The organism is Serratia sp. BNK-17, from assembly GCF_048684935.1.
In the GTDB taxonomy this organism is placed as follows: Bacteria; Pseudomonadota; Gammaproteobacteria; order Enterobacterales; family Enterobacteriaceae; genus Serratia; species Serratia nematodiphila.
This window is the reverse complement of record NZ_JBLQTR010000001.1, coordinates 2,189,624-2,203,638: the sequence shown is the minus strand read 5'-3', so window position 1 is coordinate 2,203,638 and position 14,015 is coordinate 2,189,624. Positions and strand designations below refer to the sequence as shown.

Sequence of the window (14,015 nt, the reverse complement as noted above, 5' to 3'; positions counted from 1 at the left end):
CATCCGGCCGCCCTTTCTGTCTCAGAGGCAGATAGCGATCAGCACGGCGATCAGCAGCAGCACGTAGATTTTGGCATGCAGCGCATCGCTCACCTTCGGCAAACAACGCCTGGCAAACACGATCCCCGCAATCCCCGCCGCCACCAGCAGCCCCAGAATGTTCAGATTGACGTAACCCAGATACTGCGGCCCGCTCATCTCGCGCCACCCCAACACGATATACATCAGCGCCCCGATCACCGCCACCGGGATCGACAGCGGGTTGGCGGCGCTGACGCAATATTTCATGTCGTAACCATGGCGACGCAGCAGCGGCACGGTCATCACGCTGCCGCCCACCCCCAGCAGCGTGGCGATGCCGCCGATCAACGGCCCGCCGCCCCACAACGTGGCGGAAGACAGTTCGGCGCGCGCCGGTTTGATCAGGAAGCCCCGGCGGAACAGACAGTCGGCGATGGTCACCGCCATATAGACCACAAACAGCCAGCGGATCACGCCGTCCGCCAACAGCGAGGAGGCGAACGCGCCCAGCGCCGCGCCGATGCCGATGAAAAAGATCAGCGGTACGATGGTTTCTCGCAGCAGGTTGCCGCTGCGCCAGTTGGTCAGGGTGGCATAACTCGCGTTGAGGATCATCACCGCTGTCGAGGTCGCTACAGCAATATGCATCGCCTGGCCGGGCTGCTCGCCCGAGGCGGAGATCAGGTGATAGACAAAAGGCACCACCACAAAGCCGCCGCCGAAGCCGAACAGAATGGTGGTGATGCCGGTCAGAAAACCGGCACCCAGTACAATCAACGTTTCAATCATGGTCGTGCGCCCGCACGAAGTCGTCGAACCCGGCGCAGAACTGTCCCGCCAGCGGATGGAAACGATCGCCGACGAACAGCCCCAGATACTGATCGCGCACGGCGTCGTGATCCACCAACTCAATGCCCGCCTGTTCCGCCCGCGCCAGCGTCTGTGCGTCCGGGAAGCCCCAATAGCGCGAATCACCCTGCTTTTCCGCCGCTATCGCTTCGCGCCGTTCCGCCCGCATGAGCTGGCGCGCCAGGAAGGTGCCGCTTTGCACGCCCAGCAACATCATGTTTTCCAGGAACGACAGATCGTGACGCAGCTCGGCGGGCAGACGGGCGAGCACCGGGCCGGCGTCCCAGTGCTCATCCATTTCATGCAGCGTCACCGCACAGCCCTTGTCACCGTTCATCATTGCGCGGAATAGCGTCATCACCCCGCGATAGCGCGGCAAGTCGCCGGGGTGCAGGTTCCACAGCAGCTTGCCGCGTCGGCTGAAGGCGCGCACATAGTCGGCGGAGAATTTCTGATAGCAGCGCAGGGAGATCACCGCGTCCATATGCTCCAGGCTGCTGATAAACGTGGCGTCATTGATGTCGAGAACGCGATGCGCTTTGACCCCGGCGGCGGCCAGGAACAGGGGCGGCGGTTGATAGGCCCCCTCACAGGCGGCGGCGTTGCGGCCAACGAACGGGAACACAAAATCGTTCAGCACCTCGCGCTCGTACAGCCCCAGGCGGCGAACCGCCGGCTCCTGGGTGCGGCCGCCGCTTTTCGCCAGGGGGAAATACACCGTAAAAGCACACTCGCCTTTCAGGGCGGCGATCAGATCCTGACACACCAGCCAGGAGAAAATGTCGTTGCCGACAAAGAGCGCTACGTTTTTCATACTTCAGCCTTCTTTGCATTGAAAATAGGGTTGTTGAACACGATTTTGCTGATATCCCGCGTGATGGATTCCATCGCCGAGGTGTAAAAAAGATCGCCCTTGGCGGGCGCGCCGAGCGAGTAAAGATGCTGCTCACGGCCGCGTCGGTCGGCGATTTTCAGCGTATGCGGGTTGCACTTCACGCCGCCGAACAGGTTCTCTTGCACCAGCCCGTCTTGCAGCAGCTGCTGGCTCAGGCGGTTGGGCGGCAGTTGATAGGAAGGCGTGGTGCAGTTGAACAGATACTGCGCGCGCACCCGCGTCTCATGGCAACGAAGGATAAACCCGTCCGTTGCCTTGCTGATATCCACCAGGCCGCCGCAGGCGCGCAGGCGTTGGCTCTCCAGCGCCGCCACGATCTTGTTGGCATTCTTGATCGGCATGGCGTGCCGATTGCGCATCCAGGAGGAGTTGTAAAAGCGCATGAAGACCTGCCGGTTGTTGGCATCCATCTTGACCCAGGCGGCGCACACCGCCGGGTGGATCGCCGCCAGATAGCTGCAGATATGCTCCCTGGCAAAGCGCGCGCGATCGAGGCTGTCCGCCAGATCGCGGTAGCAATCGCGCCTTTCCCCCAGCGCCGAGAGCACCGTCAGCCGCTCCGGCCCCGGATAGTGGCGCGCCAGCGCGGCGTTGATCGCATGCACCAGCTGATGCGCGTCAATAAAATCGCGGCCGGCGACAAAGCGCCGCAGCGCCTCAACAAACGCCTCCGGCGGCGGACGCATCAGCGCCGGCTGCACGCTGGGGAACAGACCCGAGCGCGACAGGGCGCAGATGTCGGTCGCTCCCAGCCGCTCCATCAGTTCAATGATGGCGTCAATCGCCGTCAGGCTGCAGCCGATCACGCCGATGCTCGAATAAGGGTTGATCGGCGGCAGATCCTGATGAGCCTGATAAGCGATCACCCCATCCACTGGGTAAAGGCATTCCGGCGGGTTGTGCCCCGAACACAGCACCAGCGCGTTCATCTGCTCGGCGCCGCCGCAGGCGGTGGTCAGCCGATAGCCGGCTTCGTGCGGCGCGATGGCATTCACTTCGGCGGTCACGAAATTCAGCGCTACGTTACTGTCCGCCGCCATATATATCGTCATGTCGCGAATAAAATCGAGATATTCCCGATACAGCCAGCGCGGCGGATAACGATCCAGGCAAAACTGCGGGAAATGCATGGCGATCCAATCAACGAAGTGCGCTTCGTCGAAAATATCCGCCGACATATTTTCCGGCGTCATATTTAATATATGGCTGTCAAAATTGCTGCTGTATGCCATACCGCCTTTAAATCCCTGCTTGTCGAAAACCGTCAGGGAAAGCGGCCTTTTGCAATGATTAACCGACTTATTTTTTATAAAGTTATAGGCAAAAGAGATGCCGGCGGCCCCGCCGCCAATCACACCGAACTTATACATGAAATATCACCTTATAGTCATTGAACTGCACTAAGAACTATTGCTTCAGGTGTTGGAATAAAATGACGCTTTATTCCTTATTAACTTCTTGTATTGCGAGAACGAGAACCTTCGTCCCACCCTGGTGTGAAGACTTGTACGGGTTTCATGGCCGATAAAATAACGGCGCCCCGAACAAGCGTTATTTTTCTGCCCCGATAGTAGGGCGACCGTCGCTGGCTTGCTTTATATGAAAGGCCAACTATCATTGCGTTTCGGCCAATTTGCCCGCCAAAGGGAACACATGCGCAACGTCCGCATTGATGACATCGACCACGTAACCCGCGCGGTGATCGCCATCGGCACCGATTATCCGCCGGGGCACCTGCTGCCAATGCACAGCCACCGGCGCGCGCAGTTGCTGTACGGCGCTACCGGCGTCATGCACGTTTTCACGCAGCAAGGTAATTGGGTCGTTCCGCCGCAGCACGCGGTGTGGCTGCCGCCGCAGATGCCGCACGCGGTGCGGATGGTCGGCGTCACCACCCGCAGCCTGTACCTCGAACCCGGCGCGTTACCCGCCGAACGCCCGCAGGTATGTCAGGTGGTCAGCGTCACGCCGCTGATGCGCCAGCTGTTGATGGCGGCGGTGGATATGCCGCTGGAGTATGAACAACAGGGCCGCGACGGCGCGCTGGCGGCGCTGCTGCTGCACGAGCTGGCCCGGCTGCAACCTTTGCCGTTGCACATCCCGCTGCCCGCCGATCCTCGGCTGGGTGAGCTGTGCCGCGCCTTTTTGCAACACCCCGACGCCCACGACTCCGCGCAGCGGTGGGCGCCCCGTCTGTACATGAGCATTCGCACCTTCAGCCGCTTCTTTCGCGCGCAGACCGGCCTGCCTTTTTCGCAATGGCGCCAGCGCGCCTGCGTGGTGCTGGCGTTGGCGCTGCTGGCCGAAGGGCACAGCGTGACGCAGGTGGCGATGGAGATGGGATATGACAGCAGCGCGGCGTTTTCAACCATGTTCCGCCGCGTGCTGGGGCAGGCGCCCTCCTCCTATCTGACGGAAGACGGGCGCGACGGTTGACGGATTAGCGGAATTTCTTGTGGTTGGCGTCGCGGGTTTGTTTGAAGCCTTGCGCCAATTGCTTCGCTTCGGCGACTTTGCCCTGATTGGCCAGGGCCAGCGCCTGATCGATCTGGCCGATCAGGGTATCCAACCCGCTGCGGAAATCTTTCATCTCCGGGCTGTCGGCGGCTTTGTCTTCCAGCTTCGGCGGAGTGCCCTGTTTGGCATCCTGCGCGGCGGCGCGCATGTTTTGCAGGCTCTGTGTGAGGGTAGCGGCGGAGTCGGTATTCAGCACCGTTTTATAGTTTTCCGCCAGGGTGTCCATATCGTCGCCCAGATCGGCAGCGACCGCCAGCGAACTGGCTGCCAGCAGCGTCAACGCCGCCAGCGCTTTCAGGGTATTCTGCATGTTTGCTCACCTTCCAGTTATTGTTTTAATTAACCCACCGTTACCATAGGCAAGGCCGGGCAAAACCGAAACCGGAGATTTGTAAGCAAGGTTGAGACGGGATAACGCGCGACCGGCGGGCACCGGCCGCGCAGAGGATCATTGACCGGCGATCTTCATTTCCGGCAGCAGCACCGAACCGCACTGGATATTGCTGCGGGTTTCGATATCGCTGCCGACGCTGACGATGTTGCGCAGCATGTCTTTCAGGTTGCCGGCAATGGTGATCTCGCTGACTGGGTACTGGATCTCGCCATTTTCCACCCAGAAACCGGCGGCGCCGCGCGAGTAATCGCCGGTGACGCCGCTGACGCCCTGGCCCATCAACTCGGTGACCACCAGGCCGGTGCCAAGCTGTTTCAACATGCCGGCGAAGTCAGCGCCCTGCCCGGCAATGCGCCAGTTATGGATGCCGCCGGCATGGCCGGTGCTGTGCAGGCCCAGCTTGCGCGCCGAGTAGCTGGTCATCAACCAGGTCTGCAGCACGCCGTCCTTGATGATATCGCGCCGCTGGGTGCGCACGCCCTCGCTGTCGAACGGCGTTGACGCCAGCCCTTTCAGCAGGTGCGGATGCTCCTCGACGGTCAGCCACGCCGGCAGGATCTGTTTGCCGAGCGAGTCCAGCAGGAAAGTGGATTTACGGTAGACGCTGCTGCCACTGATGGCGCCCACCAGATGGCCGAAAAGCCCGGTGGCCACTTCGGAGGCGAACAGCACCGGCGCCTTCATGGTCGACAGTTTGCGCGGCGCGAGACGCGCCAGCGTGCGGCGGGCGCACTCCTGCCCCACCCACTCGGGGCTGTGCAGATCGCCCATCGCCCGGCCGATGGTGTAAGCGTAATCCCGCTCCATGTCGCCGTCCTGTTCTGCGATGACGCAGCTGGACAGCGAGTGACGGCTGGAACAGTAGCTTTGCAGCATGCCGTAGCTGTTGCCGAACACCTTGATGCCGTAGTGGCTGTTGAAGCTGCCGCCTTCGGTGTTGGTAATGCGTTTGTCCGCCGCCAACGAAGCCTGCTCGGCGCGCGCCGCCAGCTCGATGCCGCGCTCGGCGTCCAGCTCGGTCGGGTGGAACAGATCGAGATCCGGCGCCTCGAACGCCAGCAGATCTTTCTCCGCCGGGCCGGCGCAGGGATCCTCAGAGGTATAGCGCGCGATGTCCAGCGCCGCCTGTACGGTGCGGGCGATGGCGTCCGGGCTGAGATCGGTGGAAGAGGCGCTGCCTTTGCGCTGGCGGTGATACACGGTAATGCCCAGCGCGCCATCGCTGTTGAACTCGACGTTTTCCACTTCGCCGAAGCGGGTGCTGACGCTGATGCCGGTCGATTTGGTGACCGCGACTTCCGCCGCGTCGGAACCGGCGCGGGCCAGCTCCAGAGCCTGAGAAACGGCCTGTTCCAGCGCCTTGCGCTGTTCTGCAACTTGAGTGACTACTTTCATCAATCTGCCATAATTAATCAGAAAATCGTTGAGAAAAGTGCCGGAGCGGCGTAGTTGTGCACGCGGAGCGGCGCGCAAAAATCCTGAGATCTCTGCCGTTGAGTCTAACAGGAACCGCGTTGAATTTCGCATAAAGCCGGCAACCTGTTAGGATTAGCCTCTTTTTAACGGAGCCTACCATGAACAAACAGCCTGAAGACTGGCTCGACGATGTCCCGGAGAATGAAAACGAGGACGATGACGAGATTATCTGGGTCAGTAAAAGTGAGATTAAACGTGATGCCGAAGCGCTGAAAGACCTGGGGGCCGAAATGGTCGATCTGGGCAAAAACGCGCTGGATCGCATTCCGTTGGATGAAGATTTGCGTGCCGCCATCGAACTGGCGCAGAAGATCAAAAAAGAGGGCCGTCGCCGTCAGCTGCAGCTGATCGGTAAAATGCTGCGCGCCCGCGATATCGAGCCGATCCAGACCGCGCTCGACAAGCTGAAAAACCGCCACAACCAGCAGGTTTCGCTGTTCCACAAGCTGGAAGCGCTGCGCGACCGTCTGGTCGAAGAAGGCGATGACGTCATTCCGTCGATCCTGGATCTGTATCCGGCCGCCGATCGCCAACAGCTGCGTTCACTGGTGCGCAACGCGCAGAAAGAGAAGGCCGCCAACAAGCCGCCTAAGGCTTACCGCCAGATCTTCCAATACCTGCGCGAGCTGGCCGAAGCGGCCGACTAAGCGCCGCCGCCATCCCGGGATGAACCCGTTTCATCCCCGGTGATGTGCCGGTTCGCCGCTGCTTTCGCGGATATTGAAGCGCAGGCTGCCTTCCAGCTCTTCTTCCGCCTCTTCAAACAGCAGAATGATCGCGCCGAAACGACGCTTGCTGCGGGCATTCAGGTGAGTGAACTCGATTTCCACCGGCAGACCGATATCGCCGGTCACTACGTCCCACAGCGCGTCGAGGTTGGCGCCGAATCCCTCGTCCAGCGCAAACTTGTGCGCAAAATCGCGGTAGAAGGTCGGCACATCCTGGATCTGTTCAAAATCAAACTCTACTTTTGCCATCAAACTCACTCCACACGAATGAAGTTTTTGTAATGGTCGCGCGTGACGAAGATCAGACCGTCGCTCGAATACAGCAGGCGATCGGCGCCGCGCCGGCCACACTGGTAATTGATGTCCGCTTCGCGCCAGACCCGGCCGCCGGCGCTCGGCAGTTGCCCTTCACGGTTAGAGAATCGATCGCCGCCAATCGCCTTGCCCGGCAATACTGCACAGAGGTTGCCTGAACGCGGGTCCCAGCCCTGCTCGCGCGCCTGCTTCTTGGTGACGTAATAGCCCGGAAGCCGCTGATGCTGCTGCAGGTAGCTCACCACCGTTTGCTGCTGCGTGAGCCGATCGATGCTCTGCTGTTGCCCCGCCGGCGCTTGCACCACCGTCGCATTGCCGCCGATCGCACGGTGCTCGTTGCCGCGCAGCGCGCTGAAGACGGCGATGACCACGGCGATGACAATCGCCAACAGAATCCGCTTGTTCATGACATTCCCTGAAATTATGCCACCGAAGGCGCCGCAGCTCCCCCAGGCTAGTTAGGTATATAGCCGACCAGGATGAAACTAAGATGACCGGCACGTCACGTTTTCGCGGCGGTAAGCGTTTCATCCACTCATGACAATGATGCCACTTTCCAGTCGTTCTGGCACTCGGAGTCTCTCTGAAAACGGGCCGCCTCACATGAGACGGCTCGCCATGCCAGGCGCTGCTTTCAGTATAGTCAGGGAAGGCGCCGCACAACGCGGCGCAACAGGAGGGAACGCATCAATCGATCAAGGCGTGACGATAGCGATGCAGCATGTCGGCCAGGCGTTTCACCGGCCCGGTGACGCTGAGCGGTGCCTGATTGTCCACCAGCTTCTGCTGGTACTCGTTCATTTCACCCAGCAAGCGATCGTAGTAATAGGCGCGCTTGACGTCGTTCTTGGCGGAGACCACCCGATCGGCGGTGCTGCGGATCTGGCGGTGGAAGGCCGACAGCTCTTCGCTGACCGGAATCTCCGCCCGCTGCATGCGCTGGTGGGCAATGATCAGGTTCAACGCCAGACGATACTTGGCGATGTCGTTCGGGAACATCATCAGCAGCTGGTTAAGCTGCTGATACAGCGCCGGCAGGTGGTTTTGCCGACGACGCGCCGCCTTGGTGGTCAGCGCCGACACCGCGCTGCTGACGAACTGGTTGAGCAACGTGCGGCCGGTGCGTTCACGCGAATTGTCGCGGATCAACAGCAGCACCATCAGGCCAACGCAGCTGCCGAGGAACTGGCCCAGCGCCCCGTCGAGAAACTGGGTGACGTTGAACTCCATCGGGTTGCTCAGCACCAGAATGTTGATGGTCCCGGCCAGCAGCCCCAGCGAACCGAGCCGCCGCTTCTGCACCTCGATGCCGATGAAAAACGCCAGCAGGCCGAGGCTAAGACACAGCAGCAAAATGCTCTGCTGCGTCGCCGGCAGGATCACCATGAAGAACAGAGAGCCGACCGGGATCGCCGCCAGCATGCCCAGCACGAAATCCATCGCCACCATGCGCGGTGCCGGGGTGCGCATCGCCAGCGAGGTGATGACCGCGATGATCACCATAAAACCGCTGCCGGACGTCCAGCCGGTCCACAGCCACAGCAGGCTGCCGAAGGCCGTCGCCACAAAGGTGCGCAGGCCGTTGATCATCGCGTGATGCCCTTCCGCCGAAGTCGGCTTGACCACGGTTTCGTTGCTCAACACCCCCTCTTCCACCGCGCTGATACTGCAGTTGGCGTGCACGCCTTTCGACAGCAGCAGGTAGCGCGTCGCCGCGCCGACCCAGCCGGTGAGGGTCGGCAGCGTTTCCTCGGAACGATGCGTGGTCAACACCTGGCGCAGCAGCTTCATGCGCTTGTGGATCTCCTGCGGGGTTTCCGCCGGGACCATCAGCTGCTCACGCAGGCTGTCTTTCAGCGCGTCCGGGTGATTCAACAAGATCAGATAGGTTTCGCAGGCCTGGGTGATCAGCGTCAGCGACAGCGTATGCAGCGCTTTTACCCGGCGGTTGACCTTCTGCCAGCGCGAGGACTCCATCATCAGGTTGTTGCGCATGCCGTCCAGCGCCGTGGTGCTCTTCACCAGATTGCTCCAGGCGCGGTCGATATCCTCTTTGTCGGCATTGCTGATGCACATCTGCATCAGGCGGTATTGCGCCACCAGCAGTTGATCCACCGCCCGATCGATGTCCTGTTTGATCGAACGCGGCGAGAACAGCAGATCCGCCAACACGGCGCTGACGATCCCCAGCACGATCTCGCTGCAACGCTCGATGGCGAACTGCGGCGCTTCCAGCAGATGAGACTCGCTGGTGGCGACCGTCACGATGATGATCAGCGCGGTATACCCGGCCAGCCCCCAGGCATAGGAGTTCTCCACCTTGATAAGCGAAGAGAGCCAGGTGCAGAAACCGGCCCAGATGCAGCACAGCAACAGCATCACCACCGGCGCACGGGCGGTGGTGATGATAATGATCAGGCCGACGAAGCAACCGATAAAGGTGCCGATAATGCGCAGCCAGCCGCGGTGGCGGATGGCGCCGGAGAAGGGTTCGCCGCCGGCGGCAAAGGCCGGGCCGGCGGCGACGATGGCGGCGGTCATCGCCGACCAGCGCGGGGTTTCCAGATTGAGATGGAAGCCGACGAACAGCGCAAACACAATCGCGAAGCTGAGTTTGAAGGCGAATCTCAGCCGGATAAAGGTTGGGCTGCTCATTAGCCGAACTCACGCAGCCGGTGCATCAGGCGTACAAAAGGCGAGCCGCTGTCGGCATTGCGATCGTTCTTGCCGACGATCACCACGGTGGCGGTGGTGCCGGCCGGGTACGGATGCTGTTGATCCTTGGCGTCCAGCAGGATCTTCACCGGCACGCGCTGCGCCAGGCGCACCCACTCCAGGTTGCTGTCGATCGAGGCCAACCCTTTGTTGTTCACCGTGCTGCTGCTGTTGTTCACCGCCGCCGCCACGCTGTCGACGGTGCCGTGCATGATGCGGTTGCTGCCGAGCGGGGTGATCTCCGCGCGGTCGCCCTTATTCAGGCCATTCAGCTTGGTTTCTTCCAGGTACGCCAGGATGTAGAAGGAATCTTTCTTCACCAGCGCCACCGCCACCGAGCCGCGGGTGATGTATTCGCCGGCATGGACGTTGAGGTTGGTGATCCAGCCATCGGCCGGCGCCCGCACCGTGGTGCGCTCCAGATCCAGCTGCGCCAGCTCGCGCGCCGCAATGGCCTTCGCCAACTGGTGCTGCACGGTCTGCAGTGAGTTGTTCGACTGGTCAATCTCTTCCTGCGACATCGCCTGCACGCCCAGCTTCACGCGGCGGCCGGCCTCGCGCCGTTTTTCCGCCGCCAGCGTCTGATAGTAGGCGACGTCGGCGCCGGCTTCCGCCAGCGCCTGCTCATAACGCGGCCGATCGACCACGAACAGCACCTGGCCTTTCTTCACCAGTTGGTTATCCACCACCGGCACGTCGGTCAGCAGGCCGCTGACGTCCGGGGCGATCGCCACCACATCGGCGGTAAACTTGGCATCACGCGTCCACGGCGACTCGGTGTAGAACACCCAGGCCTTGAATATCGCGGCGATGCCCAACAGCACAAGAATCAAAGTGATCGCGATTCGGGTTATTTTTATCGAAAAATTTTTCACAGCGACCTCAAACAAAAAGACATGAAATCAGATAAAACAAGCAGCAATACAGCGCGGTGTTAAACAGCGCCGGATGCCAGACAAAATCGTAAATCCCCGTCGGCTGCAGCAGGCGGCGCAAGAGAAAAAACAGCGCCAGCGACACCAGCAGCTCGAAAAACACCGGCGGAAACGACAGCCCGAAGATGACCATAACCGGAAGCAAACTCATCACTTTTTCCTTATTGTTCACTACGCCGGGGAAAGACACATCTCGCCATTCACATTCTCTTTACATTTTAGCGTGCGCGCGCCACAAATCTTGACCGGACAGCTTGTCCAGGTCACGAACCCGAAAAAAGGTTAAACTTGGGGGCAGACATCCACGACAGGGATTGCGAGGGTGCCGGAGGAGCGGCAGGATTGCGTTGCCGATCGCTCTCGCACGTTGGTAAGGTCTATTCACCCGACCACGTTATATTAGCCTGCTTACTATCAAGGCATCAACAATCTGTGATCTAAATCACTTTTAAGCCAGAGTGAATAATGGAAAGATTAAAACGGATGTCGGTATTCGCCAAAGTGGTTGAGTTCGGGTCGTTTACCGCGGCCGCACGCCAACTCGACATGAGCGTTTCATCGATCAGTCAGACCGTCTCGAAACTGGAAAATGAACTGCAGGTCAAGCTGTTGAACCGCAGCACGCGCAGCATCGGCCTGACCGAGGCCGGCAAGATTTACTATCAGGGCTGCCGACGCATGCTGCAGGAAGTCAGCGAAGTGCATGAGCAGCTGTACGCGTTTAACAATACGCCCGCCGGCACGCTGCGCATCGGCAGCTCGTCCACCATGGCGCAAAACGTGCTGGCGAACATGACCGCCGAGATGATGAAAGAGTATCCGGGCCTGACGGTCAACCTGGTGACCGGCATACCGGCGCCGGATCTGATCACCGACGGACTGGATCTGGTGATCCGCACCGGGGCGCTGCAGGACTCCAGCCTGTTCTCCCGCCGCCTGGGGCAGATGCCGATGGTGGTGTGCGCCGCCAAAAGCTACCTGATCCAGCACGGTACGCCGCAGAAGCCGAGCGACATGGTCAACTTTTCCTGGCTGGAGTACAGCGTGCGGCCCGACAGCGAATTCGAACTGATGTCGCCGGAAGGCATCACCACGCGCATTTCCCCGCAGGGGCGCTTCGTCACCAACGACTCCTCCACCATGATCCGTTGGCTGAAAAATGGCGCCGGCATCGCCTACGCCCCGCTGATGTGGGTGATCGAAGAGATCAAACGCGGCGAGATCGAGATCCTGTTCAAAAGCTACCATTCGGATCCACGGCCGATCTACGCGCTCTATACCGAGAAAGACAAACTGCCGCTGAAGGTGCAGGTGTGCATCAACTATTTAACCGACTATTTCGAACGCGTAGCGGCGGTCTATCAGGGCTATCGCTGAGTGGCGCTCAAATAGCGGCGCGCCAGCGCGGCCAGCAGCGTCAGCGCCACCATGCCGAAGCCCCACAGCAGCCAGACGGCGTAGCCCGCCCAGGTCAGCAGCACAGGAAAATAGCTCGCCAGCCCGCTGCCCAGCTGTTTCAGCCATGGCAGCCAGGCGTCCAGCGCCGCCTGCGGCACCAGGCTCAGCGCACCGTTCACCGGCAACGATGCCTTCCCGGCTGCCTCCGCCAACGCCGGCAGCCAGGTCAGCAGGCCGGATACGCCCCAGGCCAGCAACGTCCACAGCGCCATGGCGCCCAGCAGCAGCGCGAGTGTCCAACCGCCCCGGTTCACGGCACACCGCCGCCGCACTGCGGACAAAAGCGGCTGCCCGGCGGCAACGGCGCGGCGCACTGGCCGCAGGTGGCGCTTAGCGCGGCAAACGGCTGACCGCAGCGGTGGCAATAACGGGCGCCCGATTTATTCACTGCCCGGCATTCCGGGCACTGCGGCCCCGGCTCGCCATGCTGGTTATAGCGGTTGCCATGATGCCCGCCGCCGTGGCCCGCGCGCTGATGACCGCCTTGCCCCAACAACCGTTTCAGTAAGCTCATCCCGCCTCTCCTCTGTGCATTGACGCTGAACCTCACTGTAAACCCTGGAGTAAACTCCAGGGTAAAGCCCGGCGAGCAGGATTTACGTTTCATTACATCGTAAAAGTGGCAAGGCTTTGATGCCGTTAACAAAAGCACCATCGGCATTATCCCACGCCGTCGCGCTGCGTTATGCTGCGGAAACCTCTCCCTGCATCAGGAATAACCATGAAAAAAATCATACTGGACTGTGACCCGGGGCATGACGACGCCATCGCTCTGTTGCTGGCCTGGGGCAATCCGCAGATCGACCTGCTGGCGGTCACCACCGTGGTGGGTAACCAGACGCTGGACAAAGTGACGCGCAACGCCCTGGCGGTGGCCCGTATCGCCAATATCACCGGCGTCCCCTTCGCCGCCGGCTGCCCGCGTCCGCTGGTGCGCAATATCGAAGTGGCGCCCGACATTCACGGCGACTCAGGCCTCGATGGCCCGGTGCTGCCGGAACCCCACCTGCAGTTGGACTCACGCCACGCGGTAGACCTGATCATCGAGACCGTGATGGCCCACCCACCGGGCAGCGTGACGCTGGTGCCGACCGGCGGCCTGACCAATATCGCCATGGCGGTGCGTAAAGAGCCGCGCATTGCCGAACGGGTCAAGGAAGTGGTGCTGATGGGCGGCGGCTATCATGTGGGCAACTGGAGCGCGGTGGCGGAGTTCAATATCAAAATCGATCCCGAGGCGGCGCACATCGTGTTCAACGAAAAATGGCCGCTGACCATGGTCGGGCTGGATCTCACCCACCAGGCGCTGGCCACGCCGGCAGTCTGCGAACGCATCGCCGCCCTCGGCACCCGGCCGGCCGCCTTCGTCAACGAGCTGCTGGCATTCTTTGGCCGTATGTACCAACAGGCGCAAGGCTTCAGCGCCCCGCCGGTGCACGATCCTTGCGCGGTGGCCTATGTGATCGACCCGAGCGTCATGACGGTGCGCAAAGCGCCGGTAAATATAGAACTGACCGGCACCCTCACCTTAGGCATGACGGTCGCGGACTTCCGCGCGCCGCCGCCGCCGGATTGCCACACCCAGGTAGCGGTCAAACTGGATCAGGATAAATTCTGGGATCTGGTGGTGGATGCGCTGGAGCGGATCGGCGACGTGGAGTAAGCGCACAAGAGACGAGATTAACGCGCTTGGGCAGGCGCGTTAGTCCGTA

The 14,015-nt window shown here is 61.0% G+C and carries 16 protein-coding genes; 4 read left to right on the top strand and 12 right to left on the bottom strand.

What is annotated here, in order from left to right:
* Window positions 1-21 precede the first annotated feature (21 nt).
* From ACMGF7_RS10480 to ACMGF7_RS10470, 3 genes are read right to left on the bottom strand one after another with little or no spacing between them, the layout of a single operon-like run.
* Window positions 22-810 (bottom strand): sulfite exporter TauE/SafE family protein, encoded by a 789-nt coding sequence (locus ACMGF7_RS10480; protein ID WP_164095410.1) that lies wholly within the window; start codon window positions 808-810, stop codon window positions 22-24.
* Window positions 803-1,684, bottom strand: a complete 882-nt coding sequence (locus ACMGF7_RS10475; protein WP_164095411.1) for a formyltransferase family protein — start codon at window positions 1,682-1,684, stop codon at window positions 803-805. The genes ACMGF7_RS10480 and ACMGF7_RS10475 overlap by 8 nt, the downstream gene beginning before the upstream one ends.
* Window positions 1,681-3,135 carry an FAD/NAD(P)-binding protein gene (locus tag ACMGF7_RS10470; protein WP_197763823.1) on the bottom strand — a complete coding sequence of 485 codons (1,455 nt, stop codon included), beginning with the start codon at window positions 3,133-3,135 and terminating at the stop codon, window positions 1,681-1,683. Before ACMGF7_RS10470 ends, ACMGF7_RS10475 begins: the two co-directional genes overlap by 4 nt.
* Window positions 3,136-3,418: 283 nt before the next feature.
* On the opposite strand from ACMGF7_RS10470, the gene ACMGF7_RS10465 reads away from it, so the two are divergent.
* Window positions 3,419-4,201 (top strand): AraC family transcriptional regulator, encoded by a 783-nt coding sequence (locus tag ACMGF7_RS10465; protein ID WP_004936980.1) that lies wholly within the window; start codon window positions 3,419-3,421, stop codon window positions 4,199-4,201.
* A gap of 4 nt (window positions 4,202-4,205) precedes the next feature.
* On the opposite strand, the gene cybC is transcribed toward ACMGF7_RS10465, so the two are convergent.
* Both cybC and pmbA read right to left on the bottom strand, forming a co-directional pair.
* Entirely contained in the window at window positions 4,206-4,592 is a 387-nt protein-coding gene (gene cybC / locus ACMGF7_RS10460) for a cytochrome b562 (protein ID WP_016930224.1), read from the bottom strand.
* A 138-nt stretch (window positions 4,593-4,730) separates the two neighbouring features.
* Window positions 4,731-6,071, bottom strand: coding sequence for a metalloprotease PmbA (gene pmbA, locus ACMGF7_RS10455; protein ID WP_420286430.1), 1,341 nt, complete (start codon window positions 6,069-6,071; stop codon window positions 4,731-4,733).
* Window positions 6,072-6,250: 179 nt separating this feature from the next.
* On the opposite strand from pmbA, the gene yjgA reads away from it, so the two are divergent.
* Window positions 6,251-6,799, top strand: a complete 549-nt coding sequence (gene yjgA / locus ACMGF7_RS10450) for a ribosome biogenesis factor YjgA (RefSeq protein WP_004936968.1) — start codon at window positions 6,251-6,253, stop codon at window positions 6,797-6,799.
* 30 nt (window positions 6,800-6,829) lie between these two features.
* Here the strand turns inward: yjgA and ACMGF7_RS10445 are convergent, their stop codons facing one another.
* The 5 genes from ACMGF7_RS10445 to aaeX all read right to left on the bottom strand — a co-directional run bounded on the left by ACMGF7_RS10445 (window position 6,830) and on the right by aaeX (window position 10,996).
* Window positions 6,830-7,129 carry a barstar family protein gene (locus tag ACMGF7_RS10445; RefSeq protein WP_004936963.1) on the bottom strand — a complete coding sequence of 100 codons (300 nt, stop codon included), beginning with the start codon at window positions 7,127-7,129 and terminating at the stop codon, window positions 6,830-6,832.
* 5 nt (window positions 7,130-7,134) lie between these two features.
* Window positions 7,135-7,602: a ribonuclease gene (locus tag ACMGF7_RS10440; protein ID WP_004936959.1), complete on the bottom strand. Its 468-nt coding sequence runs from the start codon at window positions 7,600-7,602 to the stop codon at window positions 7,135-7,137.
* A gap of 280 nt (window positions 7,603-7,882) precedes the next feature.
* Window positions 7,883-9,850 carry a p-hydroxybenzoic acid efflux pump subunit AaeB gene (gene aaeB / locus ACMGF7_RS10435; protein WP_015379187.1) on the bottom strand — a complete coding sequence of 656 codons (1,968 nt, stop codon included), beginning with the start codon at window positions 9,848-9,850 and terminating at the stop codon, window positions 7,883-7,885.
* Window positions 9,850-10,785 (bottom strand): p-hydroxybenzoic acid efflux pump subunit AaeA, encoded by a 936-nt coding sequence (aaeA, locus tag ACMGF7_RS10430; protein ID WP_004936954.1) that lies wholly within the window; start codon window positions 10,783-10,785, stop codon window positions 9,850-9,852. The genes aaeB and aaeA overlap by 1 nt, the downstream gene beginning before the upstream one ends.
* Window positions 10,786-10,792: 7 nt before the next feature.
* Complete coding sequence (aaeX, locus tag ACMGF7_RS10425) at window positions 10,793-10,996, bottom strand: p-hydroxybenzoic acid efflux pump operon protein AaeX (protein WP_004936952.1); 204 nt, start codon at window positions 10,994-10,996, stop codon at window positions 10,793-10,795.
* Window positions 10,997-11,310: 314 nt separating this feature from the next.
* On the opposite strand from aaeX, the gene aaeR reads away from it, so the two are divergent.
* Complete coding sequence (gene aaeR / locus ACMGF7_RS10420) at window positions 11,311-12,222, top strand: HTH-type transcriptional activator AaeR (protein ID WP_015379188.1); 912 nt, start codon at window positions 11,311-11,313, stop codon at window positions 12,220-12,222.
* On the opposite strand, the gene ACMGF7_RS10415 is transcribed toward aaeR, so the two are convergent.
* Together ACMGF7_RS10415 and ACMGF7_RS10410 are read right to left on the bottom strand one after the other, a co-directional pair.
* Window positions 12,213-12,557 carry a hypothetical protein gene (locus tag ACMGF7_RS10415; protein ID WP_306377694.1) on the bottom strand — a complete coding sequence of 115 codons (345 nt, stop codon included), beginning with the start codon at window positions 12,555-12,557 and terminating at the stop codon, window positions 12,213-12,215. The genes aaeR and ACMGF7_RS10415 overlap by 10 nt on opposite strands.
* Window positions 12,554-12,817, bottom strand: a complete 264-nt coding sequence (locus tag ACMGF7_RS10410) for a zinc ribbon domain-containing protein (protein ID WP_164095417.1) — start codon at window positions 12,815-12,817, stop codon at window positions 12,554-12,556. Before ACMGF7_RS10410 ends, ACMGF7_RS10415 begins: the two co-directional genes overlap by 4 nt.
* A gap of 207 nt (window positions 12,818-13,024) precedes the next feature.
* Between ACMGF7_RS10410 and ACMGF7_RS10405 the strand changes: the two genes are divergently transcribed.
* A complete protein-coding gene (locus ACMGF7_RS10405) occupies window positions 13,025-13,966 on the top strand; it encodes a nucleoside hydrolase (RefSeq protein WP_197798911.1) in 942 nt (313 codons plus the stop codon).
* Window positions 13,967-14,015 lie beyond the last annotated feature (49 nt).

What these genes read in the sequence shown, in the direction of transcription:
- ACMGF7_RS10480 (WP_164095410.1), bottom strand. Translation starts at nt 810, where the DNA reads ATGATTGAAACGTTGATTGTACTGGGTGCCGGTTTTCTGACCGGCATC.
- ACMGF7_RS10475 (WP_164095411.1), bottom strand. Translation starts at nt 1,684, where the DNA reads ATGAAAAACGTAGCGCTCTTTGTCGGCAACGACATTTTCTCCTGGCTG.
- ACMGF7_RS10470 (WP_197763823.1), bottom strand. Translation starts at nt 3,135, where the DNA reads ATGTATAAGTTCGGTGTGATTGGCGGCGGGGCCGCCGGCATCTCTTTT.
- ACMGF7_RS10465 (WP_004936980.1), top strand. Translation starts at nt 3,419, where the DNA reads ATGCGCAACGTCCGCATTGATGACATCGACCACGTAACCCGCGCGGTG.
- cybC (WP_016930224.1), bottom strand. Translation starts at nt 4,592, where the DNA reads ATGCAGAATACCCTGAAAGCGCTGGCGGCGTTGACGCTGCTGGCAGCC.
- pmbA (WP_420286430.1), bottom strand. Translation starts at nt 6,071, where the DNA reads ATGAAAGTAGTCACTCAAGTTGCAGAACAGCGCAAGGCGCTGGAACAG.
- yjgA (WP_004936968.1), top strand. Translation starts at nt 6,251, where the DNA reads ATGAACAAACAGCCTGAAGACTGGCTCGACGATGTCCCGGAGAATGAA.
- ACMGF7_RS10445 (WP_004936963.1), bottom strand. Translation starts at nt 7,129, where the DNA reads ATGGCAAAAGTAGAGTTTGATTTTGAACAGATCCAGGATGTGCCGACC.
- ACMGF7_RS10440 (WP_004936959.1), bottom strand. Translation starts at nt 7,602, where the DNA reads ATGAACAAGCGGATTCTGTTGGCGATTGTCATCGCCGTGGTCATCGCC.
- aaeB (WP_015379187.1), bottom strand. Translation starts at nt 9,850, where the DNA reads ATGAGCAGCCCAACCTTTATCCGGCTGAGATTCGCCTTCAAACTCAGC.
- aaeX (WP_004936952.1), bottom strand. Translation starts at nt 10,996, where the DNA reads ATGAGTTTGCTTCCGGTTATGGTCATCTTCGGGCTGTCGTTTCCGCCG.
- aaeR (WP_015379188.1), top strand. Translation starts at nt 11,311, where the DNA reads ATGGAAAGATTAAAACGGATGTCGGTATTCGCCAAAGTGGTTGAGTTC.
- ACMGF7_RS10410 (WP_164095417.1), bottom strand. Translation starts at nt 12,817, where the DNA reads ATGAGCTTACTGAAACGGTTGTTGGGGCAAGGCGGTCATCAGCGCGCG.
- ACMGF7_RS10405 (WP_197798911.1), top strand. Translation starts at nt 13,025, where the DNA reads ATGAAAAAAATCATACTGGACTGTGACCCGGGGCATGACGACGCCATC.